Source organism: Spirosoma gilvum, from assembly GCF_054776815.1.
This window is the reverse complement of the sequence record NZ_BAAHBH010000002.1, coordinates 190,460-214,255: the sequence shown is the minus strand read 5'-3', so window position 1 is coordinate 214,255 and position 23,796 is coordinate 190,460. Positions and strand designations below refer to the sequence as shown.

General features: G+C 47.5%; 24 protein-coding genes. 11 read left to right on the top strand and 13 right to left on the bottom strand.

Annotated elements, in window-relative coordinates; translation table 11 throughout:
- Positions 1-144: 144 nt before the first annotated feature.
- The gene (gene lpdA / locus ACYVFD_RS05710) at positions 145-1,545 is read right to left on the bottom strand and encodes a dihydrolipoyl dehydrogenase (RefSeq protein WP_461088808.1); all 1,401 of its coding nucleotides are present in this window, start codon (positions 1,543-1,545) and stop codon (positions 145-147) included.
- 225 nt (positions 1,546-1,770) lie between these two features.
- Here lpdA and ACYVFD_RS05705 point away from each other — a divergent pair, with 225 nt between their 5' ends.
- Entirely contained in the window at positions 1,771-2,337 is a 567-nt protein-coding gene (locus ACYVFD_RS05705) for a hypothetical protein (RefSeq protein ID WP_461088807.1), read from the top strand.
- A gap of 1 nt (position 2,338) precedes the next feature.
- Here the strand turns inward: ACYVFD_RS05705 and ACYVFD_RS05700 are convergent, their stop codons facing one another.
- Positions 2,339-4,498: a tetratricopeptide repeat-containing sensor histidine kinase gene (locus tag ACYVFD_RS05700; protein ID WP_461088806.1), complete on the bottom strand. Its 2,160-nt coding sequence runs from the start codon at positions 4,496-4,498 to the stop codon at positions 2,339-2,341.
- Between the two features lie 614 nt (positions 4,499-5,112).
- Here ACYVFD_RS05700 and ACYVFD_RS05695 point away from each other — a divergent pair.
- The 3 genes from ACYVFD_RS05695 (at position 5,113) to nth (ending at position 6,726) form a co-directional block, all read left to right on the top strand.
- Positions 5,113-5,712: an RNA polymerase sigma factor gene (locus ACYVFD_RS05695; RefSeq protein WP_461088805.1), complete on the top strand. Its 600-nt coding sequence runs from the start codon at positions 5,113-5,115 to the stop codon at positions 5,710-5,712.
- On the top strand, positions 5,687-5,938 hold the full coding sequence (locus ACYVFD_RS05690) for a hypothetical protein (protein ID WP_461088804.1): 252 nt from the start codon (positions 5,687-5,689) through the stop codon (positions 5,936-5,938). The genes ACYVFD_RS05695 and ACYVFD_RS05690 overlap by 26 nt, the downstream gene beginning before the upstream one ends.
- Positions 5,939-6,069: 131 nt before the next feature.
- A complete protein-coding gene (gene nth / locus ACYVFD_RS05685) occupies positions 6,070-6,726 on the top strand; it encodes an endonuclease III (protein ID WP_461088803.1) in 657 nt (218 codons plus the stop codon).
- A 72-nt stretch (positions 6,727-6,798) separates the two neighbouring features.
- Here nth and ACYVFD_RS05680 read toward each other — a convergent pair whose 3' ends face one another.
- The gene (locus ACYVFD_RS05680; protein ID WP_461088802.1) at positions 6,799-7,218 is read right to left on the bottom strand and encodes a nucleoside-diphosphate kinase; all 420 of its coding nucleotides are present in this window, start codon (positions 7,216-7,218) and stop codon (positions 6,799-6,801) included.
- A 250-nt stretch (positions 7,219-7,468) separates the two neighbouring features.
- On the opposite strand from ACYVFD_RS05680, the gene ACYVFD_RS05675 reads away from it, so the two are divergent.
- The 3 genes from ACYVFD_RS05675 (at position 7,469) to rdgB (ending at position 10,154) form a co-directional block, all read left to right on the top strand.
- Entirely contained in the window at positions 7,469-8,485 is a 1,017-nt protein-coding gene (locus ACYVFD_RS05675) for a DHH family phosphoesterase (protein ID WP_461088801.1), read from the top strand.
- 96 nt (positions 8,486-8,581) lie between these two features.
- Positions 8,582-9,505 carry an FKBP-type peptidyl-prolyl cis-trans isomerase gene (locus ACYVFD_RS05670; protein ID WP_461088800.1) on the top strand — a complete coding sequence of 308 codons (924 nt, stop codon included), beginning with the start codon at positions 8,582-8,584 and terminating at the stop codon, positions 9,503-9,505.
- A gap of 64 nt (positions 9,506-9,569) precedes the next feature.
- Entirely contained in the window at positions 9,570-10,154 is a 585-nt protein-coding gene (gene rdgB, locus ACYVFD_RS05665; protein WP_461088799.1) for an RdgB/HAM1 family non-canonical purine NTP pyrophosphatase, read from the top strand.
- A gap of 55 nt (positions 10,155-10,209) precedes the next feature.
- Here rdgB and ACYVFD_RS05660 read toward each other — a convergent pair whose 3' ends face one another.
- The 8 genes from ACYVFD_RS05660 to ACYVFD_RS05625 form a co-directional block, all read right to left on the bottom strand.
- Positions 10,210-10,863: an IS630 family transposase gene (locus tag ACYVFD_RS05660; protein WP_461088798.1), complete on the bottom strand. Its 654-nt coding sequence runs from the start codon at positions 10,861-10,863 to the stop codon at positions 10,210-10,212.
- 20 nt (positions 10,864-10,883) lie between these two features.
- Positions 10,884-11,363 carry a helix-turn-helix domain-containing protein gene (locus ACYVFD_RS05655; RefSeq protein ID WP_461088797.1) on the bottom strand — a complete coding sequence of 160 codons (480 nt, stop codon included), beginning with the start codon at positions 11,361-11,363 and terminating at the stop codon, positions 10,884-10,886.
- Between the two features lie 149 nt (positions 11,364-11,512).
- Positions 11,513-13,231: an amidohydrolase gene (locus tag ACYVFD_RS05650; RefSeq protein WP_461088796.1), complete on the bottom strand. Its 1,719-nt coding sequence runs from the start codon at positions 13,229-13,231 to the stop codon at positions 11,513-11,515.
- Positions 13,232-13,386: 155 nt separating this feature from the next.
- On the bottom strand, positions 13,387-13,659 hold the full coding sequence (locus ACYVFD_RS05645; protein ID WP_461088795.1) for a DUF167 domain-containing protein: 273 nt from the start codon (positions 13,657-13,659) through the stop codon (positions 13,387-13,389).
- A gap of 3 nt (positions 13,660-13,662) precedes the next feature.
- Positions 13,663-14,052: a tautomerase family protein gene (locus ACYVFD_RS05640; RefSeq protein WP_461088793.1), complete on the bottom strand. Its 390-nt coding sequence runs from the start codon at positions 14,050-14,052 to the stop codon at positions 13,663-13,665.
- 5 nt (positions 14,053-14,057) lie between these two features.
- Entirely contained in the window at positions 14,058-14,960 is a 903-nt protein-coding gene (locus ACYVFD_RS05635) for an SDR family oxidoreductase (protein ID WP_461088791.1), read from the bottom strand.
- Between the two features lie 87 nt (positions 14,961-15,047).
- Positions 15,048-15,749, bottom strand: coding sequence for a peptidylprolyl isomerase (locus ACYVFD_RS05630; RefSeq protein WP_461088790.1), 702 nt, complete (start codon positions 15,747-15,749; stop codon positions 15,048-15,050).
- 27 nt (positions 15,750-15,776) lie between these two features.
- Positions 15,777-16,403 carry an ABC transporter ATP-binding protein gene (locus ACYVFD_RS05625; protein WP_461088789.1) on the bottom strand — a complete coding sequence of 209 codons (627 nt, stop codon included), beginning with the start codon at positions 16,401-16,403 and terminating at the stop codon, positions 15,777-15,779.
- Between the two features lie 124 nt (positions 16,404-16,527).
- On the opposite strand from ACYVFD_RS05625, the gene purN reads away from it, so the two are divergent.
- The 3 genes from purN (at position 16,528) to ACYVFD_RS05610 (ending at position 19,964) form a co-directional block, all read left to right on the top strand.
- The gene (purN, locus tag ACYVFD_RS05620; RefSeq protein ID WP_461088788.1) at positions 16,528-17,115 is read left to right on the top strand and encodes a phosphoribosylglycinamide formyltransferase; all 588 of its coding nucleotides are present in this window, start codon (positions 16,528-16,530) and stop codon (positions 17,113-17,115) included.
- Entirely contained in the window at positions 17,105-17,536 is a 432-nt protein-coding gene (locus ACYVFD_RS05615; RefSeq protein ID WP_461088787.1) for a hypothetical protein, read from the top strand. The genes purN and ACYVFD_RS05615 overlap by 11 nt, the downstream gene beginning before the upstream one ends.
- A 658-nt stretch (positions 17,537-18,194) precedes the next feature.
- Positions 18,195-19,964, top strand: a complete 1,770-nt coding sequence (locus tag ACYVFD_RS05610) for an IS1182 family transposase (RefSeq protein ID WP_461088786.1) — start codon at positions 18,195-18,197, stop codon at positions 19,962-19,964.
- Here ACYVFD_RS05610 and ACYVFD_RS05605 read toward each other — a convergent pair.
- Together ACYVFD_RS05605 and ACYVFD_RS05600 are read right to left on the bottom strand one after the other, a co-directional pair.
- Positions 19,957-20,187, bottom strand: coding sequence for a DUF4834 domain-containing protein (locus ACYVFD_RS05605; RefSeq protein ID WP_461088785.1), 231 nt, complete (start codon positions 20,185-20,187; stop codon positions 19,957-19,959). The genes ACYVFD_RS05610 and ACYVFD_RS05605 overlap by 8 nt on opposite strands.
- 122 nt (positions 20,188-20,309) lie before the next feature.
- Positions 20,310-21,833, bottom strand: coding sequence for a M28 family peptidase (locus ACYVFD_RS05600; RefSeq protein ID WP_461088784.1), 1,524 nt, complete (start codon positions 21,831-21,833; stop codon positions 20,310-20,312).
- Positions 21,834-21,965: 132 nt separating this feature from the next.
- Between ACYVFD_RS05600 and ACYVFD_RS05595 the strand changes: the two genes are divergently transcribed.
- Positions 21,966-23,759 (top strand): DUF6044 family protein, encoded by a 1,794-nt coding sequence (locus ACYVFD_RS05595; protein WP_461088783.1) that lies wholly within the window; start codon positions 21,966-21,968, stop codon positions 23,757-23,759.
- The last annotated feature ends 37 nt before the right edge of the window (positions 23,760-23,796 follow it).

The following is a 23,796-nucleotide window of genomic DNA, read 5'->3' as shown; positions in this document are numbered from 1 at the left end:
CCTGAACCTGTTTACCCTGTCGAAATAGTAAGCCGATGTGTCGCTGCTGAGTAAGCTACGTAATCAACGGAAGCACTAAAAGAAGCGTCCGGCCACCTTACAGCAACCGGACGCTTCACTATTCCTTTATTTCTTCTTTCGTCCTTATATATTAATAGCCCGGTTATCCGTAGCGGCCAGACAGGCTTCCTTGAATGCTTCGGTATAGGTCGGGTGAGCGTGCGACATACGGGACACATCCTCAGCCGATGCCCGGAACTCCATCGCCGTGACGGCTTCGGCAATCATGTCGGCCGCGCGAGCACCGATCATATGGACACCCAGGATTTCGTCGGTGTCTTTATGCGCCAGCACTTTCACCAGCCCATCCACATCCATACTGGCCCGTGCACGACCCAGAGCTTTGAATGGGAACGAACCCACTTTATACGGTATGCCTTCTTTCTTAACTTCCTCTTCGGTGTAGCCTACCGAAGCCACTTCAGGCCAGGTATACACCACACCCGGAATCAGTCGATAATGGATATGCGGCTTTTGCCCTACAATGGTTTCGGCAATGAACGTTCCTTCTTCTTCGGCTTTGTGTGCCAGCATAGCTCCGCGAATCACATCGCCCAGCGCATAAATATGTGGAACGCTCGTTCGTAGGTGCTCGTCAACCTCAATCCGGCCACGCTCGTCGGTTTTCAGGCCAGCGGCTTCCAGATTGAGCCCTTCGGTATACGGACGACGGCCAACTGATACCAGGCAGTAGTCGCCAGTGAGCGTTGTTTGTTCGCCTTTGGGCGTATCCATACTCACGACAACCTCATCACCCGTATTTTCAACTTTCGTAACTTTGTGGCTGAAGTAGAAATCGGCACCCAGTTTTTTAACGACTTTCTGAAGTTCCTTACCCATCGTTTTATCCATGGTCGGAATCATCGAGTCGAAGAATTCAACGAACGAAACTTTCGCGCCAATACGAGCATATACCGAACCTAATTCAGCACCGATCACACCCGCGCCAATCACGATCAGATGTTTTGGAATTTCGGTAAGCGTTAAGGCTTCTGTCGAGGTGATTACCCTTTTTTTGTCTATGGGCATCGACGGGAACGATGACGGTTTCGACCCCGTTGCGATAATGATGTTCTTTCCGGTAATGGTTTGCTCAGAACCATCCGCTTTGGCGATTTTAATGGTATGCGGATCAACAAACGAACCGACGCCATGGTATTCGTCGATTTTGTTTTTCTTCATCAGATAAGTAATACCCTTAGTCGTCTGATCGACTACGCTGGCTTTACGGGCAATCATCTGTGCCAGATCGACCTGCAGATGATCCAGTTTAATACCATGCTCAGCAAAGGTATGAGCAGCATTATAATAATGTTCCGTCGAGTCGAGTAGTGCCTTCGAGGGAATGCAGCCGACATTGAGACAGGTACCGCCCAGTGCGGGGTATTTTTCGATAATGGCAGTTTTCAGGCCCAGTTGTGCACAACGAATGGCTCCGGTGTAGCCACCAGGCCCCGAACCGATCATAATAACATCGTATTCCATGAAACAGTTGTTCTTAAGTTTCAGGCCTCAGGTTCCAATTTTCAGAGCCCAGATTCGCTTCTAAAGTAAACCTGAATCCTGAAACCTGAAACTCAAAACCTATCTAATACATAGCATTGCGAATGCAAATTTGGTTCAGAATTTGATTACCCAAACCGATTTGTAAAAATTCGTGTTGGTGATTTTATAAGACCCTATTCAGTTGGGGTCACCGTATCCTGTTTTATGCGCTTCGTTTTACCTGTTTTCATGCTTGTTTCGCTGGTAATCAGCAGTTGTACCGACTCCACTCAACAGAATCAGCCAGCCGTTTATTACGATGTGTCAGGATTTGTGAAACGTCAGATTACCGACCTTTCTGATCAGAAACCGGTTGTGACGAAGTCCGTCGTCATCAACGACAAACGAAATCAGCAGTCGACACATGATATTAACTGGAAACGCGAACTGGAGTTATTTACACAGGCCGACATCAATAAACCGGCACTTCGCACCAGTTATCAGATTACCCGACCCGATTCGCTTACCTATCAGTATACACTAAAGAATCCAGAAGACCGTCTGGCTGTTCGGTCGCTTAGCATACAGCTTGACTCGTTAACCCATCAGCCCCGCCGAATTGTAGCTGTTCTACAAACCACCAACCCACTTTATTCATCCGAGCGTAACCTTTTGTTAGAAAGTGGACCGAAAGGTGGGCAATGGCGTGTACAACACTACAAATTGTCGGGCTATCAAAAACTTCCTTATTTCGACAAAAACAACTTTCTGGTCGAAGGGCGCGTCCAATGAGCTAAGCGGCTGTGAGGTTTGTCGATACGGGCAGGATGAATATAAAGGTAGTTCCTTCGTTTGGGCCAGAGTGGATTTCGTAACGGCCTTTGATCAAATCCATACGAGCCTGAATATTGTGTAGCCCCATCCCGGTGGCATCGGCGGGATTCATTCCACAGCCATTATCTTTCACGATCATATTCAACTCGCTATTGAACCGTCGGAACAGAATATCGGCTTCAGTCGCTTCCGAATGCCGAAGTATATTGCTACAGAGTTCAATACAAATGGAATAGAGATTAAACTCAGCCGTTTTATCCAGGCGAGGCAGTTCGGTAGCGTCTAAGCGGAATGTAGTTTTTTGCGTCAGGTTGAGTTTGGTCACCAATCGGGTTAGGGCCTGCGAAAGCCCCTGCTTTTCCAATTCGTCGGGTTGGAGGTTATGCGACAAATAACGAATTTCCGCAAAAGCCTCCTTACTCATATTCAGCAGGTTGTGGTAGATCTGCTGCTCACGATCCGACATTTTCGCAGGATTAAGCGCCGACAAACTGCTTTTAATAGCCGCCAGTAAACCTCCTAAGCTATCATGCAGGTCAGCAGCCATTCGCTTGCGTTCCAGCGTTTGTCCACGCAGCAGCGCTTCTTCAATCTCCCGATTTTTGGCCCGTAGCTGGTCGTTAGCCAGTTTGAGCTCCATTGTCCGGGCCATTACTTTATCCTCCAGGTCATGGTTCAACGCTTCGATCTCTTGTTTCTGACGGTGAATCAGACGATTTTTCCGGTAGTATAGTATGACAAAGCCCAGCAACATCGTCAGTCCACCAACCAGAATGATCCGCATTAAGTTGGCCTGTTCAATATCGTGGCTGAGTTTGTCAATATGTGCCCGTTGTTCCAGTCGGCTCTTTTGCGATTCGGCCCGTAGCCGTTCCGTCTCGATCCACTGCTTCAGGTGATTCATCCGGGTTTCGCTTTCCATCTGTTCCCGCTCCGACTCAGCCCGCACCCGGTCCAGTTCGGCCTGTCGCCGTACATTCAGCAACTGCTGCTGCTGGATGAACCGTTCTTTCTCGGCCGCAATTCGTACCTGATTAACGTCGTATTTTTTCTGGACTGCCGATAGCTCCTCTACTCGTTTGAGGTTTGTCAGACTATCGCGCAACAGGCTGAATTCTTCGTACATGCCCAACGCTTTTGCGGGCTGATTTGCCTGCCGGTAAGCCCGATATAGCGATTGAGTAGCCATTTGTCGAATACGTGTATAGCCTGCATCCCGCGCTACGGCTACTGCTTTTTCGCCAAAATCGATGGCCAATTTAGGTTGCTTGATTAAGGTATAGCATTCTGAGAGCCGTGCCCATACCGCAGCCTGTCCCGGAACGTCTTTTAGCTGAGTCCACACACCCAGGGCTTCTTCAAACACATGAATGGCTCGTTCGGGTTGTTGCCGACTAATATAGAAGTCACCAAGTCGTTCATCCGCATAGGCCACATTGATTTGTGAATGAGTATCCAGTGCAATCTGCCGACTCAGCTCATACTGCTGCCTTGCCTGCTCATATTGGCCTCGAATTTCATAAATCTCACCGATCTGCGTGATGGCCTGACTGGTAAGTAGTTTCCGGTTTTTAAGCGGCACCGATGTATTATACCCCAGCAAGGTTTGCGAAAGCTGATAACTACTTAACGCTTTATCGTACTCTCTAAGCAACATATAAATATCGCCCATATTCATCAACACCTGCCAGCGCGGGGAGCTTTCGCGAGGCAACTTTATGCATAATTCCGATGCACGCTGATTAATCTGAAGAGCCAGTGGAAAATCACCTTTAACAATTCGCAGATAATACTCCTGCAGCATCATTGCCCGAACGGCGTACAGATTATTATGAAACTGGAGCGCCTGTTCCTCCAACTGTTTAGCATATATATAGCTGCTGTCGCGCTGAGACCCACGCATTTGCTTAAAGACCAGCGCCATATATCGTAGGCCCTCCAGACGTAGTGTGTCGTTGACATGACCTCGCGATAAACGAGCGGTCATTTGCCGATGAATTCGGCCAAGGGTCAGCAAACTATCCATGTAGGCAGCATCGCTCCGCCGGTCAAAGTTTAGTTCCGGTAGTTTGGGAAACGTCTGAGCATAGCAGGTGATACACCAGCTAAGTATTGCCATACCAATCCAAACTGATCTCATAGATGGTTACCTACCTCAACGTTACGCTGATACAGGTACGAAAGTAACGATTTAGTACAGTAAATCAAGCAATTGGCTATAGATAAGCTCAATTTCAGATAACGTATAGACATAAAGTGATCTCAAGTCACCTAAACGAAACAGTAAAATACAAAATCCTACCTGGTCGCATCTGGCGAAGACGTAACCAAACACGTATTTCTGACTGTTGTCAGCATATTACCTAACAATTTTACTTACACTTTATCGCGAGCTTAAAAGTTTTTGTTAATGTTGCATTAAAAAATTTTAAGCCCGTTTTAAACGGATGATATTAAAATTGAATCTATACTTGTGCTATCAAACGTAAGTACAATTATTTCTCCGAATAAGCTAGATTTGGCAGAAATTGGAACTTTCAAATTTTTTCTTGCGGGAAATAGAAGTTTTCGAGGAAAAGGCTCCTCTCTGGCAGATTTTTTGTAGGATTTATTTGGATTTAATCAAAAAAACTTAGTATCTTCAAGGCTGGATCACGGAAATATTTTAAAAAACATAACCCCCTCATACACTATCGGAACACAACTCTACGTTACCTAATTGTCTTACTGAAAATGGAAAAAGCCCAGGTAAACGACAGTGAGTTGATTTCCCTGTATATCCGTGGTAATGAAAAAGCCTTTGCCAAATTAGTGCAACGGCACAAATCGAAGATTTACACGACTATTTATCTGATTGTTAAAGATCAGTACATAGCAGAAGACCTGATGCAGGACACGTTCATTAAGGCCGTGGACACGCTCAAGTCTGGTAGATACAACGAGGAGGGCAAATTTCTACCCTGGATTATCCGAATTGCTCACAACTTGGCCATTGACTATTTCCGAAAAGATAAACGCTACCCCAGTGTGGTGTTTGAAGACGGAAGCAGTGTGTTCAACACGCTTGAGTTTGCGGAAGATTCGGTCGAATCGCAGCAAATTCGCCAGGAAACACACGAGCATTTGCGCGAGTTGATTCAGCGACTGCCAGAACAACAACGCCAGGTGCTCATCATGCGGCACTACGAGGAAATGAGTTTCCAGGAGATTGCCGATGCAACCGGCGTCAGTATTAACACGGCATTGGGACGTATGCGTTATGCGCTGATCAATCTGCGCAAACAGCTGAGCAAACGTTCGCCGAGTTATGATAAAAACCTTTACTCAAGATGATGTGATCCGGTATGTCTATGAGGAGACCTCAGCCGAGGAAAATCTTCTCATTGAAGACGCTCTGATGTCGGAGCCGGAATTGATGACGTTCTTCCTCGAAGCTCTCGAACTGAGAGCTTTGATGAATAAAATAGAACGCCAGCCGAGACCTGATACGATTCAGTCTATTCTGGATTATTCCCAAAACCATCCATTAAATCCATCTGTTCGATTACATCATTCGTAATCGACAGATTGTGGACGCAGTTGGAAGCTGCGTAGCCGAAAGCTAGCTTGTTGCGTAACTATATGCAGCAAAATAGCTTCCGGCTATGTCTGTTTGTACGTACCTGCCTACTGGATGAATGATTACCTGTTATGCTAAAAAAAGAACGGTTCCAGCGTTTCCTCGATTATTTTACCCTGCATTACCCCGAACCCAAAACGGAACTCAACTTTTCGAACCCTTACGAATTACTGGTTGCTGTAATCTTGTCGGCCCAATGCACCGACAAACGAATCAATCAAATTACCCCTGCTTTGTTTGCGCGTTTTCCCGAAGCGGAATCCCTGGCAGCGGCATCGGTCGATGAGGTGTTTTCCTATATTCGAAGTGTTTCCTACCCAAACAACAAGGCAAAGCACCTTGTCGGAATGGCTAAGGCGCTGATGGAACGGTTTGGAGGAGAAATACCGGCTACGCTGGAAGAACTGCAAACCCTGCCGGGAGTAGGCCGTAAAACTGCCCATGTAATTTTATCGCTGGTGTATAATCAACCAACGATGGCGGTAGATACCCACGTTTTTCGGGTGTCGCACCGACTAGGCTTAGCCCCACTAACGGCTACAACACCCCTGGCCGTTGAAAAAGCGTTGATGGCGCACATTCCAAAGCAGCACGTACCGAAAGCGCATCACTGGCTTATTCTGCACGGACGCTACATCTGCTTGGCTCGTACACCGAAGTGCGAAGTCTGTGAGCTGAAGGACTTTTGTAAGTATTATGAAAAAGTATTAGGAGCGAGGAGCGAGTAGTAGGAGTTGCTGGCGCATACTTATCTTGCGCCAGCAACTCCTACTACTCGCTCCTCGCTCCTAATACTACTGTTAGTACTGCTCGGTTCCGGCGAAAAAGAAATTACTTTCGATTTCGGCGTTTTCGTCAGAATCTGAGCCATGAATAGCGTTCGCTTCCATCGATTTAGCATACAGCTTACGAATGGTTCCCTCTTCGGCATTGGCTGGATTGGTGGCCCCAATAAGCTTACGGAAGTCAGCGACGGCGTTCTCTTTTTCCAGAATCATCGGAATGATTGCCCCCGACGACATGTACGTCCGTAGATCGTTATAAAAAGGACGCTCCCGGTGAACCGCGTAGAACTGACCAGCGCGTTCGCTGGTTAGCAGAGTTTTTTTAATTGCGACGATACGGAAACCCGCTTCCTCAATCAGTTTGATAATTGCTCCAGAATGCCCGGCCTCTACGGCATCAGGCTTAATCATGGTGAAAGTGCGATTCGTTGCCATTATGGGATATTAATCTCCAAATTTTATTTGGCTGCAAAGGTAGAGACTTCCGTCCGAAATGCCACGCTGTTCTTAAAAACACTACAGTTCATTACAAATATTTAACGGTTAATAAAGTCGAGTATACGCTTAATTACCAAAATAAATAACTGGTAATAAGACTCTTGCGTGCAGCACTCAACAAACGATCAACCGTAAATCGTATTATTTCTTATTTTTGGGTTTTGATTACGGCCAGGGCCGTTTATGTATGCAAGACATTGAAGCAATTGGCGCGCTGCTCGAACATCCGCAAACCGTGCTGATTACAACTCACCAGAATCCTGATGCCGATGCTATGGGGTCGTCGCTGGGTTTGGCGGGCTATCTTCGGAAAAAAGGTCATCGGGTTACGGTTGTGACGCCAACAGACTATCCACAGAGTCTCCATTGGATGCCTGGTAATGATTCGGTTATTGCATTTGATGAGAAAGTACGCATCCCGGTCAGTCAGCTATTTGACGAAAGTACCGTTATTTTCTGTCTCGATTTTTCGAGCATTGACCGTATCCGCGAGCTAGCCCCGCTGGTCCGACAGGCGCGTGCCCGCAAGGTACTGATCGACCATCATCTTGAGCCCGAGTCATTTGCAGACTTAGCCCTTTGGGACCCTACAGCAGCTGCCACTGCTGAACTGATCTTCCGGCTAATTGTACAGCTAGGCGACAAATCATTGGTTGACGTGCCTATAGCCCAATGTCTGTATTCAGGTCTGATGACGGATACGGGTTCCTTTCGCCATTCCAATACAACCGGCAACGTTCACCGGATGGCTGCCGAACTGGTCGACCTGGGTATTGATGTGAGCAGTATTCACCGACGCATTTTCGACAATGTATCGCTCGACAAGTTTCGGTTGCTGGGATATGTTCTGAACGAAAAACTGAAGGTTCTGCCTGAGTACAAGTTTGCCTATATCATCCTGACCGATTCGGAATTAAAACGGTATCGGTCAAAAACCGGCGATACGGAAGGCATGGTCAACTACGCCCTGGCTGTTGAAGGTGTTGTAATGGCCGCCATTTTGATTGATCGGATCGATGAAATTCGCTTATCGTTCAGGTCAATCGGCAATTTTTCGGTCAGGGATCTGGCCAGTACACATTTTGATGGAGGAGGGCACCGGAATGCCGCTGGTGGTCGTTCTAAATTATCAATGGCCGAAACGGAGAAAAAGCTTTTATCTGTAATACCCTTGTATCAGCAATTATTGCTGGAAACCGTTTAATCTTTTCCAGGTTTCAAGTTTTAGCTATTCTCTGAACGTCAGAATCCTGAAACTTTAAACCTGAAGCAATCTTAAATAAACAACTAACAATCTCTCATGTCTCTCAAAAATTTCGGGAAAGCCGCCCTGATCGTCGCTGTGGTAGCGGCCTGCGGTAAAAACCGCGTTCAGGTAACGGACAACGGCCTGAAGTATCAAATTCACGAACAATCAGAAGGCACTCGTAAGGGTAAAGTTGGCGATATTCTGACGCTGCACCTCACCCTGATGAACAACAAAGATTCGGTTCTACGCGATACGCATAAAGAAGGTGCTCCTTTTCAGATGTTGCTTCAAGTCCCGCCTTTCAAAGGATCTTACGAAGAAGGTCTGGCGATGTTGGGCAAGGGCGATAGCGCTACGTTCTACGTAAGCGCCGACTCGCTGTTTACACGAGCTATGCAACCACTGCCGCCAGGTGTTCAGAAAGGTACGGATATTGGCATTGCCGTAAAAGTTGTGAATGTTCAGACCGAAGAAGAATACAAAAAACAACAGGCGGCTGATTTTGATAAGCAAAAAGGTATTGATGCTAAAGTTATCGATAGCTATGTTGCCAAAAATGGGTTAGCCGGAAAAGGTCAGAAAACCCAGTCGGGAGTTTATTATATCGTAACACAGCCCTCAAACGGCCCGACCCCCAACGCAGGCGAAATCGTTAAAGTGCGCTACACCGGTAAATTACTGAATGGAACGGTATTCGATAGCTCCGAGAAAAGCCTTAATCCACAAGCCAGCGGTGAGCCTATTCAATTCCCAATTGGCGTAGGACAGGTCATTCCGGGTTGGGAAGAAGGTGTTATGAAAATGCACAAAGGCGAGAAAGCTACCCTGGTTATTCCCTCGACACTGGCATACGGCTCACGCGCTAACCCAAAGATTCCGGCCAACTCAGTGCTCCTGTTCGACATTGAACTACTGGATATTCAGAAAGGTCAGCCAGCTCAGATGCAACCTGGCATGCCACAGCCCAGTCGGTAAGATATTCTCACTCGTTCTGAAAGCCGTTTGCAGTTGTAGCTGTAAACGGCTTTTTTTGTTGCTAATGGAACTATGCTTTGCTACCAACAATCAACATAAACTCGACGAAGTAGCTGGTCAACTCGGCAACTCGTTTACCCTAAAAACACTACGCGACACGGGCTGTACGGACGAACTACCCGAAACAACGGGCACAATAGCCGGAAACTCACGCCAGAAAGCTGAGTACGTCTGGACTCACTATGGCGTATCCTGTTTTGCCGATGATTCTGGCTTAGAAGTCGAAGCGCTCAATGGCGAACCGGGTGTCGATTCAGCCTATTATTCGGGCAGCCGCGATGCCGGGAAGAACATAGAAAAGCTGCTTTCGAACCTGGCGGGAAACCGCAACCGGAAAGCCCGATTTATCACCGTATTCACCTTAATCTTACAAGGTGTAGAGTATCAGTTTGAAGGCATCATCGAAGGCCATATCCTGACCGAGCCACGTGGCGATGGGGGATTTGGGTATGATCCGGTTTTTCTGCCTGATGGACATGATCGTACGTTTGCCGAAATGAGTATCGAAGAGAAGAACGGCATGAGCCATCGATCAAGAGCCCTCGCCAAAATGATCGCCTATCTGGAAAAGCAGAAAGGGAAGGGATAAAAAAGAACTTCCCGAAAAGCTCATTACTTATCTCTTCAACTAGTACTCTTCCAATTTAATGGTTAGAGGCAGGTGAGATGTTTGACGGATTTACTTGGTAATACCACCGTTTGAGTTTGTCTTCTGCGGCAACTACAGTAAAACTCCAGTGCACCTTGACTGCCTGCTTGTTACGCTCACCAGTCCATAACTCAACTTGACGACTCAGTTCTTCCAGACTACCAATGCGCCGATTCAGACATTGCCGGGCTAAAGCCGAAAACTCGATCTCTGCTATATTTAGCCATGAACCGTGCTTGGGGGTATAATGAAAGACCAGTTTACGAGTTAAAGTGCGAGCCTGGCCCAAAGGCAAATGCTCATAAAAAGAACCATACTTATGCGTGTTTAAATTGTCCTGTACCAAATCAATCTGCTCCACATCCCCATAGTAAGTGGTAATAATTTGGTGCATAAATTGGGCATAATCCGCTTTGGTGCGCTGCTGACGGGTCTGGGTGTAACGAATACCTTTGTCCAGATCGTAAGCCAGCAACACCACGCCCGTGCCTTGCCGGATGTATTCGTTGTCTTCTTTAGCCGCTTTGCCGGGCTTGATCAGCAAGGGAGCCACTACATCATCAAGCAGCTGACAAGGCCGTTCATCAAAACAGATTCGGGCTCGGTTGGGTGGGCGTGTTTGGTTGTAAATGGCCAAAACATTCTCCATTTTGGCCAGATATTCGCCATCTACCTGTCCGATGCACCGCCCGGCGGCCCGGCACTGCTTTTTAAGCCACGGCTTGAGTTTACTTTTTTTAGAGTCAACCGCACCGATTCATCATCAATGTGGATGTCTAGTTTGACTAACCGGTCGTTAATCAGGGCGGCTGTCCAGCGAGTACGACCATCCGGAGCTTCACTACAGGCTAATTGAGTAATCTGAGCTTCCACTTGTTGGGTTACCTTGCGGGGCTGGCCGGGCCGGGCTTTTTCATTGATTGCTCGCTGTAATCCCGCTTCGCGGTAACGCTTTCGCAGATTATAAACGGTAGCAACGCTGATACCAAGTAAACTGCTGATCTGCTCTGGCGGTTGCCCTTTATGGGAAAACTGCAAGGCTCTGACCCGGTTCAGTTTGCGCACCGATTCTTTGCCTTTATTAACGAGATTGTTAAGTGTAATTAAGTCCGCTTCGGACAAGACGAATGGAGTAGCTATTTGGCCCATGCCACAAAACTAACCATTTTATTCTAACCTCTATTTTGGAGAAGCACTAGCTTACACTTCAGTAATATAAATTTCGCAACCATTTTTTGTCACTCCTCCTTCGACTACGCGTCCTGGTCGGAGTGACAAAAAATGGTTGCATAAGCTCTTTATTCTGAACGAGAAGATGAAACTTTAGCGGCTGGAGTCGACTTTTCAGCTTTATCTTTCTCCAATTGCTTCTTCACCGCTTCACGCTGATCGTCGCGAACGGTTGGGTATTTGATGCCGAGTTGGTCCAGATAAGATTTATATTTCGCAGGGTCGTAATAAAACGTCTCCAGCTTCGGCTTAAACTCATCCATAATCTTCTTATTCAGATAGATGGCCGGTTTTTCTTTCGACGAAATCAGCGGTTCGTATTTGATGTCTTTGGTTTGCTCATCGCGGTAATAGGCCCAGGCATCTTTAATCAGCTCGGGTTTCATTAACAGGTCCAGCAAGGTCATCGCTTCGGCTTTAGCCCCGTACACAACCCCTTTGTGTGCAATAGGCGTCGCCATCGAAATGGCATTGGCCCAGTGGTGGCCCGGTAATCCTGGAATGTTGCTGGGGTAGCGTAGGACAATCGTCGGTAGCGACCACGAAATATCAGCAATATCGTCGGAACCACCCCCCATTGAGGTCATAGCCTGACCGCCCATCATCACCACCGGTGCCGAAGACGTGGGCAAACTCATCGAATCAAGTTTGGTAGCCAGTCCACTCATTTTAGGAGCCTGAAGCTCTAACTGAGACGCACGCGCCAGAAGCTGATCTTCCTCCGTCCAGGTCGGCAAACCCACTTTTTTGATATTGTCATAAGCCGCAATGGCCATGGCTTTGTTGGTATGCACGGGCCATGCCGATCCTAAAATTTCGTAGGTGAATTTCGTATCAGTCATCAAAGCGGCTCCCTCGGCAATTTTTACGCCCGTTTCGAACAGCTTTTTAATCTTCGGATAGGTCCGTTCGCGGAAGTAGTACCAGACTGCGGCTTTTGAAGGCACTACGTTAGGCTGATCGCCCCCGTCAGAAATCACATAGTGCGAGCGTTGGGTAAGTTCAAGGTGTTCACGACGATAGTTCCAGCCTACGTTCATCAGTTCAACCGCATCCAGTGCGCTTCGTCCACGCCAAGGTGCTCCAGCAGCGTGAGCGGCCTGCCCTTCGAATGAGAACTTCACAGAAACCAGCCCGTTGTTGCCGTTGTCCCCCCAGGATACGCCGAGATTATTGCCAACGTGGGTGAAAATACAAGCGTCAACATCTTTGAAATAGCCATCGCGAACGTAGAACGCCTTAGTACCAACAAGCTCTTCGGCTACACCCGGCCAGAGCATCAGCGTGCCCGGAATTTTCTCGCGCTCCATTAGCTTCTTTACAGCCAGCACAGCTACGATGTTCAGCGCCTGCCCTGAATTGTGGCCTTCACCGTGTCCGGGAGCCCCTTCCACAATCGGATCTTTATACGCCACCCCCGGTTTCTGACTCGCCTTTGGAATACAGTCGATATCCGAACCAATCGCGATGAGCGGTTTACCTGATCCCCAGGTAGCCACCCAGGCCGTTGGAATACCCGATATTCCGGTTTTTACGGTGAAGCCTTCCTTTTCGAGTAGCCCCGTCAGGTATTTAAACGACTCTTCTTCCTGGAAACCCAGTTCCGCAAAGCTGAAGAGTTTATCGTTGATTTGTTGTGCGAGCACCGAATTGGCTTCTACAGCCGCTACGGCCTCCTGTTTCAATTTGTCAAGTTTGTCGACGGATTTGGCTCCCTTCTTTGCCTGTGCTATAAGTAACGTAGGCATCAAAAAGAGCAACATTAAAAGATTTGTACAGTTTCTCATTGATATTACCAAATTTTATAATGATGATTGGGCAGTTGACTTGCTAAAGATACGGTTAATTACCAAAGCAATAAATACTCAGTAATAAAAAAAGACAACCCTTCGTGAGTTGTCTTTGTATGTATAAGCACTAACTTGACCTATCCCAATCTTTCCTATCCCTGCTTTATTTTAGTCAGGAAATGTTCGTACGTCTCTTTGTCAATCGCTAGTTCAATCCGTTTGTGTGGGTTGGTAAAACCGGCCACAATCGTCACACTCGACTTGGCAATGCCTATTTGTTTGGCTAGAAACTCAACCAGATACGCATTGGCCTTACCATCCTGCGCCGGAGCTTTGATCTTGACGTTAAGCATCCCGGCAGCATCGTAGAATAGTTGATCGAGCTTACTTCCTGGCTTCGCTTTAAGGTTTACCGTAACAGCCATAGCTCAGACGTTGACGGTATAGTTCAGCGTAATCTCATCGCCCGTCATCCCCCGAAATCCCCAATTGTGCGCCGGACTTTCCAGAATGCAGATTTCCAGATCCGTAACGGGTAAACGAAGCTGTGAACAAACTCGCTCGTAAAGTAAATGAATCAGCTTTTTCTTCGTATCTACGGTCCGGCCTTCCATCATCATAAACTCCAGAATGATGTACCGTTCCGACGCCGTGGCAGGCCGAAAGAAATCCTCATTGTCGAGGTAGAAAAAACGGTGTGCCCGTTTGTTTTCCGGGAAGTGCAGTGCTTCAACCACACACGAATGAATGGCATCAGAAAGTTCTTTCCGAATCGGTAATAGATGCTCACGCACACCGTAAATTTTCACCTGACTCATCCTTCTTATGACTTAAGCTGACTAGCCAGTACAGCAATGCCTTCTTCAAAACTATGCGGGTCGTAACCTAATACCGTCCGGGATTTGTCCAGGATAAAGCCTGTGCGCGGTGGTCGACGCGCTACCTGCGTAAAGGTCGATGCATCGGCCTGAGCGATCAGTGATTTATCCAGGCCAAAATAGTCAGCGGTTCTGATAGCCATCTCATACGGTGTCAGTACCTCTTTACCCGATATATTGAATATACCTTCGGCTTCTTTATCAGCAATCAGGTAGCATCCCATGGCCAGATCTTCGGCCAGCGTTGGGCTCCGCCATTGATCCGTTACGACTTTAATATTTTTTCCGTCCTCCAATGATTTTTTAACCCACAAAATGATGTTACTCCGGCTCATATCGTGGGCGATACCGTATACGAGCACAGTACGGGCAATAGCCCAGCGTATATCGGAATGTTTGACCACCGATTCACCGGCCTGCTTGCTCCAGCCATAGAAACTGATTGGGTTAGCCTCGGCGGTTTCGTCGTAGGGGCCAGCCGTACCATCGAAAATGAAGTCTGTAGATACGTGGACCAGAAAGGCGTTGGTAGCCCGGCAGGCTTCTACGATGTACTCAACAGCATGGACATTCTGCGCCCAGCAGGCATCCTTCTGGGTTTCGCACTTATCCACATCGGTCATAGCGGCTCCGTGGATAACTACATCAGGGTTTACCTCGCCAATGGTATCCAGCACTTCCTGCCGATCAGTAATATCCATTGATCGGTACGTATAGCCATCCGAATATGGCAGTCGGTTATCGCCACGAGCCGTTGCAATCAATTCAACATCAGGTTGCTTCGTCAACAAGTCAACCAATTTCTGCCCCAACAGGCCATTGGCCCCAGTGATAAGAATACGTTTCATAAGAGTAACTCAGTATTAGGAGTGAGGAGCGAGTAATAAGAGATAAACCAATATGCGTCAGCAACTCCTACTACTCGCTCCTCACTCCTAATACTGATAATGATATTGTTTCGTGATTTTCTTTTTCTTGATCCACTCGCCCTTCATCGTCATGCGAACGTCTTTAACAGGTCGGTCCATTTCGTCGCGAGGTTGTTTGGCAACGCTATCGACAATGGCCAGGCCATCAATAACCTCACCAAAAACGGTGTAGTTGCCATCCAGATGTGGAGCGCCCCCAAGGGTCTTATACACCTGTTTCTGTTCATCGGTCGGCACATGGCCTTTCATGTTTTGAATCCGTTCGACCTGCTTTTGCAACGCAGCCTCATCCCAAATTCGGCCCTGTACAATATAAAACTGGCAGGCGCTTGATGCTTTTTCCGGGTTGTTATCGCGAGCAGCTGCTAATGCCCCTTTTTTATGAAAGAGCGTTGGCACAAACTCGGCCGGTATGCGTTCGCCAATACTACCACTGCCGAGCGGGTCGCCGGATTTTGCCTTACGGGAATTCGGATCACCTCCCTGGATCATAAACAGGGGAATAATGCGATGGAACAGCAGGCTGTCGTAAAACTTTTGATCGACGAGCTTGATGAAGTTGTCTTTGTGCTTGGGCGTCTGTTCGTACAATACCAACCGCATAGGGCCGTAGGTGGTCGTCAGCGTTACCAGATAATCTTTTTTCTTCCGGTTTTGCGCCAGCAGTGTGGTTGAGATCAATAAGAAGAAAACGAGGTAGATGCGCATAGGTTGGTGGTCAGGGTCTGAAAATCATTACAAAGCTACCCGATTCTGAAACACATCTTTCAACCGCTGGTCGTGAGTAACCACAATCAGGCTGGCCCCAATCTGTTCCGACTGCTCGCGCAGGAGTTGTACCACTCGCTCTGTATTTTCGTCATCGAGGCTAGACGTTGGCTCATCGGCCAGAATCACGCCCGGCTGATTCATAACGGCACGGGCTATACTCACCCTTTGCTGTTCACCCTGACTGAGTTGATGCGTTTTTTTGTCCAGGTGATCGCCAAAACCCAATTGCCCGGCCAGTTCCTTCGCCCGTGCCTTATCCTGCGGCTTATCAGCTAGATAATTAGCCATGAGCAGGTTATCTAGCACTGACAACGAACTAACAAAGTGGGGCTTCTGAAAGACAATACCGACGTGTTTGGCCCGAAAAGCGGCTGTTTCGGCCACGCTCAATTTCGTCAGGTCTGTATCGTCGATGGTAACCGAGCCACTGTTAGGTTTCAGCAATAGCGCCAACAAGTGCAGGAAGGTCGTTTTGCCCGTTCCTGATCGCCCCAGAATCAGCAGTGCTTCCCGGTTGGCACAGTACACATCGGGAAATGTAAACTGCTTTGTAGGGTTATACGCAAAGGTAAGTTGGTTGGTTGCCAGCATAGAAACAGAAGCTAATACCCACAAAAATAGGCAGGCGGTGAGAATAATGTAGAATGTAAAATGAACAATGAATAATTTTACTCCACGGTTATCCATTTTTCATTATCCATTATTCATTTCTAATTTGAAACGAATCGCCCTGTTTGCTTCTGGTTCCGGCTCTAATGCCGAAAATATTGCTGCGTATTTTGCCGATAATGCCAGCGTTGAAATTTCATTGATTGTATCGAACAACCCCAAAGCGGGCGTTATCGACCGGGCCCGCCGTGGATTCGGAAGACGACTACACATTCCGGTTCTGCTCTTTGACCGACAAACGTTTTACGACACCGATCGAATCACGCAATTATTGCTGAATCAGAATGTTGATTTAATCGTACTAGCTGGTTTTATGTGGCTGATGCCCAGCAAATTGGTCCAGGCATTTCCAAATAAAATTATTAACATTCACCCGGCTTTATTACCTAAATTTGGTGGTAAAGGCATGTACGGCCATTTTGTTCACGAAGCGGTTGTGGCAGCTCATGAAACGGAATCGGGAATTACGATTCATTACGTAAACGAACATTACGACGAGGGGCAGGTTATTTTTCAGGCCAGTTGCCCGGTTTCGCCAACCGACACACCCGACGACGTAGCCCAAAAGGTTCAGGTGCTGGAACACCTGCATTATCCAAGAGTAGTAGAAGACGTGTTGATGAATGATGAATGATTTTACAAAAAATAAAGCGAGTTGGGCAGTAGGGGCGCTGTTTATGTCGGCACTCCTGACCAGTTGTTTCCGGCCTGTTCTTTACCTTCAGAACAAGACGCATTATCCTGTTGACGTGTTCTACGATAACCAACGACCAGCACGGCCATTTGATCCATTACAGGATTTAGAGGTAAAAGGCGAAGTGCAGTTAACGACCCGCCAGTTAGACGAAAAGAATAAACGGATGCTGAGCCGGGGGAACGATATGCAGCAAAAAGAACTGTTTTTGGCCCGCCTGACCATGCAGGCCAAAAAGATTGGTGCCGATGCACTGGTGGCCGTGAAATACACCTACTATACATCCATGACCGACAACGGCTACATTATGACAGGCCTGGCCGTAAAGTATAAGAAAGAAGAGGAAACTACAGCCAAATAACGCGGGGCGTAATTAATCTATTTTGTCATCTTCTGCCACTCATTGTCAATAAGATAGTTATCCAATAATTTATAAAAACTTCTCCTTCTCCATTTTTATACAATAGCGTAAGTGTCGTAGCCCGAAGGAGGGTTTGAAGAAACGCCAATCATAAGTAATTGGCCTAAGTTTTCGTACTTTGGCTAACATATAAGAGGTGGCTGTTGCAAAACTATTCTTTTACGCGGGGGATAATCATGGCTTGTATTTGACGATCCAATCTGGATAAATGGACATCACTTTACCGTCACCGGTACCAATTTGTAGTTGAATAACAGGTGATTTAGATTCATAAGCCACTGGCAAATTGTAGTTATAGTAAACGATTCCTGTCCTGGCTTCTACATAACGTGTGTCAGGAGTACCAAAAATTTTTCGGACCTCTAACGAATCCATCCCCATGTGTAATTGAGACGCCTTTTCTAAGTTTTGTTCCCGGTGTAGGTCATCTTGAGTTTGGCAGTTGAATAAAACAATCAGGGTAAAAATTAGAATGATTGCCCTACAAATTAAACTCCGCATATAGTTATAAAATGACAATATATGAGCGGCTAAACTAGTGTAAAGCTACCTCTATAGCAATCAACAACACACTGAAGGTCTAAGTAGTTGTTAGCCTATGTTAGGCTATCATTCATCGAGCACATCGCTGATCAAACTGGTACCGGCTCGCCATTTCTACCAGCAACTGCTAAAAGAAGTTGACTTCAGCTTCATTAGGCCACTTTTTGAGCCCTTTTACTCGTCTACGGGCCGACCATCCATTGACCCAGTGGTGTTTGTCAAACTGCTGCTGGTAGGACACTTAGAAAATATCACCTCTGACCGTAAGCTACTGGAATTGGCTAATTTGCATATAGGCATCCGCGCATTTTTGGGCTATGCACTAGAACAATCATTACCTTGGCATAGCACCTTATCCCGAACGCGCCAACGCATCCCAGTTTCGGTCTTTGAAACCTGCTTTAGTCACGTTGTGGGCTTGTGCATCCACAAGGGACTAGTCAGCGGACACACCCAAGTTATTGACTCAGCCTACATTAAAGCTAACGCATCCATGAGTCAACTGAAGCCTAAGCCTACTATCTGGCTGGCTGAGCCCACCTCTACATTAGGCAAATCTAGTCCCCCTCGACTAAGCACTTCGGTAGATCGCCTACAACACATTCACCGCGTTCATGGCAATATCCTTAAAGCGGCCCCCAACAAATCCGGTCAACTTCTTAGCAATCTGACTCATTACAGTCCGACTGACCCTGATGCCCGAATTGCCTTCAAAACGGGTAAAGCCCGTCAATTAGCCTATATGGCAAGCGTGAGTGTTGACGCAACTCAGCATGTGATTACCCATATTCAGGCGGGTTCCGCTGATCGACGCGATAGCCGTAATCTACTGCCTATTGTTGACGTGACGCAGGAACGCTTGACGCGTTTTGGCGTAGCTATGAGTAACGTAGTAGCCGACGCGGGCTACAGTTCGGGTGAAAACTATGAATTACTAGAAACTAGGGGGCTGACCGGGTTCATTCCCCCTCATGGCAAGTACAAAGACGAGCGATTAGGCTTTCGTTACGATGCCAAGAGTGACAGTTATACCTGTAGTCAGGGGAAACGATTAGCCTTTGATAGATTGGTTGTTGATAAGCAAGGCAATCCCAAGAAGCGTTATCTAGCCAAGGCATCCGATTGTAAGGCATGCTCCATTAGTGAACAATGCAAGCCAAAGAAGGCCGACGAAAAGCGATTACACCACACCTATTATAAAGCGTATTATGAGCGCATGACGAATCGGTTATCAAGTCGGTTCGGCAAGCGTATGATGCGTATCCGTTCAGCGACGGTCGAACCAGTGTTAGGTAGTCTGATCAATTACTTTGGGCTACGCCAAATCAATACCAAGAGTCGAGAAGCAGCAGCTAAAGTGATGTATATGGCAGCTATAGCCTACAATCTGAAGAAGTATCTGCGCTTTACGCCCGTTGAACAAAGTGGAATGGTAATCGCTCTACCAGTACCTGATCAGTTTTATTATATACTGATCTACTTTTGCAACAGCCACTACATATATGTTAGCCAAAGTACGAAACTTCATACTAAATTCTGGTTCAGGAAATGTCCGTTCAGCGAGTCAATAATCCTCTTCTCTTCGCCATCAGACTGGACCGGCTGTCTCAAATACTCACCTCACCTATCTGTGTATCAGTTATTTACATTGACTGAGTATGTGAGATATAACTTTGACCCGAAGACGACGACTTGCACAGATCGCCATTGTAACTTTAGAAGCTGTGTTCAGCAAAACTACCTTAAGCATGCTACAATAAAAAGGTCTGCCAAGCAGATACTTAGCAGACCTTTTAGTTTTATTGCAGGCTATTCATTTATTTAACCTCTTCATAATCAACGTAATCCCCGCCTTTAAAGCGCGAGTCGTTTTCAGTCGGTCGATTATCGACGCGGATATCGCCTTCCCGACGGGCTCCACGAACATCGCCCTGCCTTTTCTGCTCCTTAACCAATTGGCGACCAACCAATAGGTAAAACACGAACCGGCGTACTGGAGGAACAAACAGAATGATCAGCGTGATAATGAAGAGATATTTAAGTAACATATCAGGGTGTCGTTAATAGTTTATAAACGTAGCAGCCAGGCATTTAGTTTTCTATTCCGCCAAACGGTCTCAATCGGGGTTATACGGTCCACAACATTGATAAAAGCGTGGGCAACAAAACTCTACTGTTGCCCGTACAATGCTTTTCCAGCAGCCTCATATTTATCGCCAGCCGACCATTGTGGGCGCGTAGCCCGATCGGCAATCAATCGAGCGGCATGCGCATACGCCTGGCAAAAACGAAGTACATAACTAAAATTCAGTGTTTCTGGATTGTCAGCCGCCTGGTGATAATATTTAGCAATCTCGGCATCAAAAGATTTAAAACCAGGTGCAAAGTCGGGGGCGGGGACGCCTTTAGTAGCAAAATTTACATTGTCCGATCGATCGAATAATCCCTGTTCAGGGGCAGGTTCAGCCAATACGGACAAACCAAATGCTTTGGCGCCTGCTTCGATCTCGGCTTTAGCGCCCGTTCGCTCCAGGCCAATCACCGACACAATCGTTGTATCGCTGTAGCCAGCGCCGTCGGTATTGAAATCGAAAATGGTTTGCTTTAGCGGCACTAGCGGATGCTCAGAATAATAGCGGCTTCCGAGCAATCCTACTTCTTCACCTGTTAACGCCAGTACCAGCACCGACCGTTTTGGCCGTTGTTGCGAGAGTACTTTAGCCGCTTCCAGAATCGCTACCGTGCCAATCGCATTATCGCGTGCTCCGTTGAAGATGCTATCCGAAGGCTGATACGGAGCGCCCCCCTGCTTTCCAACCCCAACGTGATCGAAGTGGGCCGATAGCACTACATATTCATCTTTCAGCTTTGGATCAGAACCCTCAATAATTCCGGCGACATTAGCGGAGGGCGCCATTGTTTTCGGTCGTCCTGTCGTACTCAGCGTTACGGTCTGACCAGGTTCTTTCAGTTGCTTATATTGATTGTTCGCATTGTTGATCCATAGATGGGCAATTGGCGCTCCCCCTCCCGACGGCAGCGCGACCTGTTCACGACTAAAATATTGATTCACAAAATTCCACGGAATCGATTCGCTATAGAGTTCGATCAGAGCCGCAGCCCCTTTCTCACTGGCCAGCTTCCGTTTGGCAGTCGACGCGCCAAAGATGGCCCCTGGTCCTTTTGCTTCTGGCGATCCGCCCTGTGCAACCACAATCCGTCCTTTCACATCACGCCCTTTATAGCCATCTTCACCATCGGTCAGGCCATAGCCTACGTAGACAACCTCCCCCGTGATGTTCGTCGCTGAACCAGCCATAACCGCTAGTTCTTTGCCTAGCTTCAGTGTGTCTTTACCCATCACCAGTGTGGCCGCCGTTGCCGCTTTCACTTTTTCGAAATCAATTCGCTGAAAATAGTCCTGGCGATTATCGGTTGTCACGGCGGGTTTAAGGCCCAAAAGTCTGAATTGCTCGGCAATGTACCGGGCGGCAGTCCAGTTACCAGGTTCACCGGTTCGGCGTCCCTGCAACTCATCAGAGGCAATAAATCGGATATGGGCTTCAACTTCAGCGCGTGGAATTGAAAACTCAGGTAGCCTAGTCGTTGATTTGGCAGGCCGAGTTTGTGCGTGGGCCGAAAAAGAAGCCAGCGTTAAGCCAACCCACAAGGTAATAACAGCAGACGTTTGCATGATGATTGAATTTGTCGTAAAAGTACAAAAAAGCCCAATGCCCATTGGTAAACAGCCCATCTCAGCAAATTTCAGTATTTTCGCTTTCGTAAAATTCAGCAGGTTTCTAAAACCTGTCAGGTTTGGTTGCTTATGCCTTCGCTTTCTAAAACCAGTCATTCTACTTCCGAAAAAAAGTATCTGTTCATTGCCATCGGCCTGTTGGGTCTTTATGTTCTGCCGTACATCTGGCTCGGCGAAGGCGCTCACCTGACGATTCATGACAATCTGGACAGCGATTTTTTTTATCTGTATCTGCTCAAATTCACTCGTACAGCCTTCGATTTCGACCTGAACACCATGATTCCGAACATGATGAGCGGTGGGCCATTTCGGGGAATACCGCGCTCGGCCTTTCGGACTGGGGTAAATTTCGAAGTGCTGTCGTTCTGGCTGCTTCCTCCTTATGCGGCTCAGGTTGTCAATTTTGCGGCTGTGCACGGCATTGGTTTCTGGGGGATGTATCTACTACTAAAGCGATACATTTTGCCTGAGCCAGCCTGGGCATTCACTCGAGTAGCCGTTGCCTTTTTGTTTGCGTTAGTACCCTGTTATATAGTGCATGGCGCATCGGTTACCGGTCAGCCGCTACTGCTGTTTGCGTTTCTCAACCTATTGACAAATCGAGGCCGCTGGACCGACTGGGTTATCATCGGCCTGTTTCCATTCTATTCGTTCTTCGTCTGGTCGGGTCTTTTCGTTTGTATTGCTTTAGGTATACTAGGAGTAATACGTATGGTCAATCGACAGCAACTTAACTGGCCGTACCTGATTGGGTTGCTCGTGTTGTCGGCGCTGTATTTGGCTAGTGAATGGGAGTTGATATACGGCTTCGTCCATCAAACCTATATTTCTCAGCGCGTCGAGTTCGATTATAGCCAGCTCCGTTCCATGCGTTTATTCGATAGCCTACGCCGAAGCGCCGATTTGTTTGTCTGGCCTATGTTCAATACAGGGGCTTTTCTAACATTAGGCATTCTGGTACTAGCCGGATTGAGTGGCTGGAAAGCCTATCGACAGAACGACTACCGATCGTTGCGGTGGCTAGTTGGGCTTCCCGTACTGGCTGGTGTGATTTGCCTTATTCACGGCTTTTATCATTACCTCGTTGTCTGGCTGGGCGATACTTCGCTGGGCATGAAGTTCCGCGTTTTTCAGTTCGACCGGTTTTATTTTTTACTTCCTACACTCTGGTTTATCCTCCTGGCGATGGCGCTTCGGGAGCAGGGAGCAGGGAGCAAGGGGCAGGGAGCGAGGAGCAGGGAGCGAGGAGCAGGGAATCCGTCATTGAATATCGTTTCGCTGTTTCTGGCTTTGCAGCTCGTGCTAATGATTTTTGCGAATAAAGAATGGCGCATCAATGTCGGCAAGATGGTTGGGCTGATTACCGAAGCGCAGTACCCATCGTTTCGGGCGTTTTTTGCCGAAAAGCAATTTGCTCAGATTCGGGACTATATTGGAAAGCCCCAGGCCAGTTACCGCGTCATCTGTCTGGGTATGCACCCGTCTGTTGCCCAGTTTAATGGCTTTTACACACTCGATAGTTATCAGAACAATTACCCTCTCCCCTACAAGCACGCATTCCGGAAAATCATTGCAACCGAACTCGCTAAAGGCACTCAACAAATGCGAGCTTATTACGACGCGTATGCCTGCCGGGTATATCTGTACACGGCCGAGCTGGGCATGAATTATCTGTTCGGAAAAACGCAGACTCAATCCGTCAGCAATCTACAGATCGACACCAACGCCCTTACCGCACTGAATGGACAGTACGTGATTTCTGCCGTGCCTATAGGCAATGCCGCCGATAACCGACTGCATCTGGAAAAAGTCTTCGACGAGCCCGAAAGCTATTGGCGGATCTGGCTGTACAAGGTGGAGTAGGGCAAAGGGGTAAGGGCATAGGAGTAGCCCCATGCCC

Coding starts and splice junctions, on each gene's coding strand:
- ACYVFD_RS05670 (WP_461088800.1), top strand. CDS start 8,582: ATGTCTCTCAAAAATTTCGGGAAAGCCGCCCTGATCGTCGCTGTGGTA.
- ACYVFD_RS05630 (WP_461088790.1), bottom strand. CDS start 15,749: ATGCGCATCTACCTCGTTTTCTTCTTATTGATCTCAACCACACTGCTG.
- ACYVFD_RS05700 (WP_461088806.1), bottom strand. CDS start 4,498: ATGGCAATACTTAGCTGGTGTATCACCTGCTATGCTCAGACGTTTCCC.
- ACYVFD_RS05645 (WP_461088795.1), bottom strand. CDS start 13,659: ATGGCTGTTACGGTAAACCTTAAAGCGAAGCCAGGAAGTAAGCTCGAT.
- ACYVFD_RS05660 (WP_461088798.1), bottom strand. CDS start 10,863: ATGGAGAATGTTTTGGCCATTTACAACCAAACACGCCCACCCAACCGA.
- ACYVFD_RS05605 (WP_461088785.1), bottom strand. CDS start 20,187: ATGTTACTTAAATATCTCTTCATTATCACGCTGATCATTCTGTTTGTT.
- nth (WP_461088803.1), top strand. CDS start 6,070: ATGCTAAAAAAAGAACGGTTCCAGCGTTTCCTCGATTATTTTACCCTG.
- ACYVFD_RS05595 (WP_461088783.1), top strand. CDS start 21,966: ATGCCTTCGCTTTCTAAAACCAGTCATTCTACTTCCGAAAAAAAGTAT.
- ACYVFD_RS05675 (WP_461088801.1), top strand. CDS start 7,469: ATGCAAGACATTGAAGCAATTGGCGCGCTGCTCGAACATCCGCAAACC.
- rdgB (WP_461088799.1), top strand. CDS start 9,570: ATGGAACTATGCTTTGCTACCAACAATCAACATAAACTCGACGAAGTA.
- ACYVFD_RS05610 (WP_461088786.1), top strand. CDS start 18,195: ATGTTAGGCTATCATTCATCGAGCACATCGCTGATCAAACTGGTACCG.
- ACYVFD_RS05625 (WP_461088789.1), bottom strand. CDS start 16,403: ATGCTGGCAACCAACCAACTTACCTTTGCGTATAACCCTACAAAGCAG.
- ACYVFD_RS05600 (WP_461088784.1), bottom strand. CDS start 21,833: ATGCAAACGTCTGCTGTTATTACCTTGTGGGTTGGCTTAACGCTGGCT.
- ACYVFD_RS05635 (WP_461088791.1), bottom strand. CDS start 14,960: ATGAAACGTATTCTTATCACTGGGGCCAATGGCCTGTTGGGGCAGAAA.
- ACYVFD_RS05615 (WP_461088787.1), top strand. CDS start 17,105: ATGATGAATGATTTTACAAAAAATAAAGCGAGTTGGGCAGTAGGGGCG.
- ACYVFD_RS05650 (WP_461088796.1), bottom strand. CDS start 13,231: ATGAGAAACTGTACAAATCTTTTAATGTTGCTCTTTTTGATGCCTACG.
- ACYVFD_RS05640 (WP_461088793.1), bottom strand. CDS start 14,052: ATGAGTCAGGTGAAAATTTACGGTGTGCGTGAGCATCTATTACCGATT.
- ACYVFD_RS05705 (WP_461088807.1), top strand. CDS start 1,771: ATGCGCTTCGTTTTACCTGTTTTCATGCTTGTTTCGCTGGTAATCAGC.
- lpdA (WP_461088808.1), bottom strand. CDS start 1,545: ATGGAATACGATGTTATTATGATCGGTTCGGGGCCTGGTGGCTACACC.
- ACYVFD_RS05680 (WP_461088802.1), bottom strand. CDS start 7,218: ATGGCAACGAATCGCACTTTCACCATGATTAAGCCTGATGCCGTAGAG.
- ACYVFD_RS05690 (WP_461088804.1), top strand. CDS start 5,687: ATGATAAAAACCTTTACTCAAGATGATGTGATCCGGTATGTCTATGAG.
- ACYVFD_RS05695 (WP_461088805.1), top strand. CDS start 5,113: ATGGAAAAAGCCCAGGTAAACGACAGTGAGTTGATTTCCCTGTATATC.
- ACYVFD_RS05655 (WP_461088797.1), bottom strand. CDS start 11,363: ATGGGCCAAATAGCTACTCCATTCGTCTTGTCCGAAGCGGACTTAATT.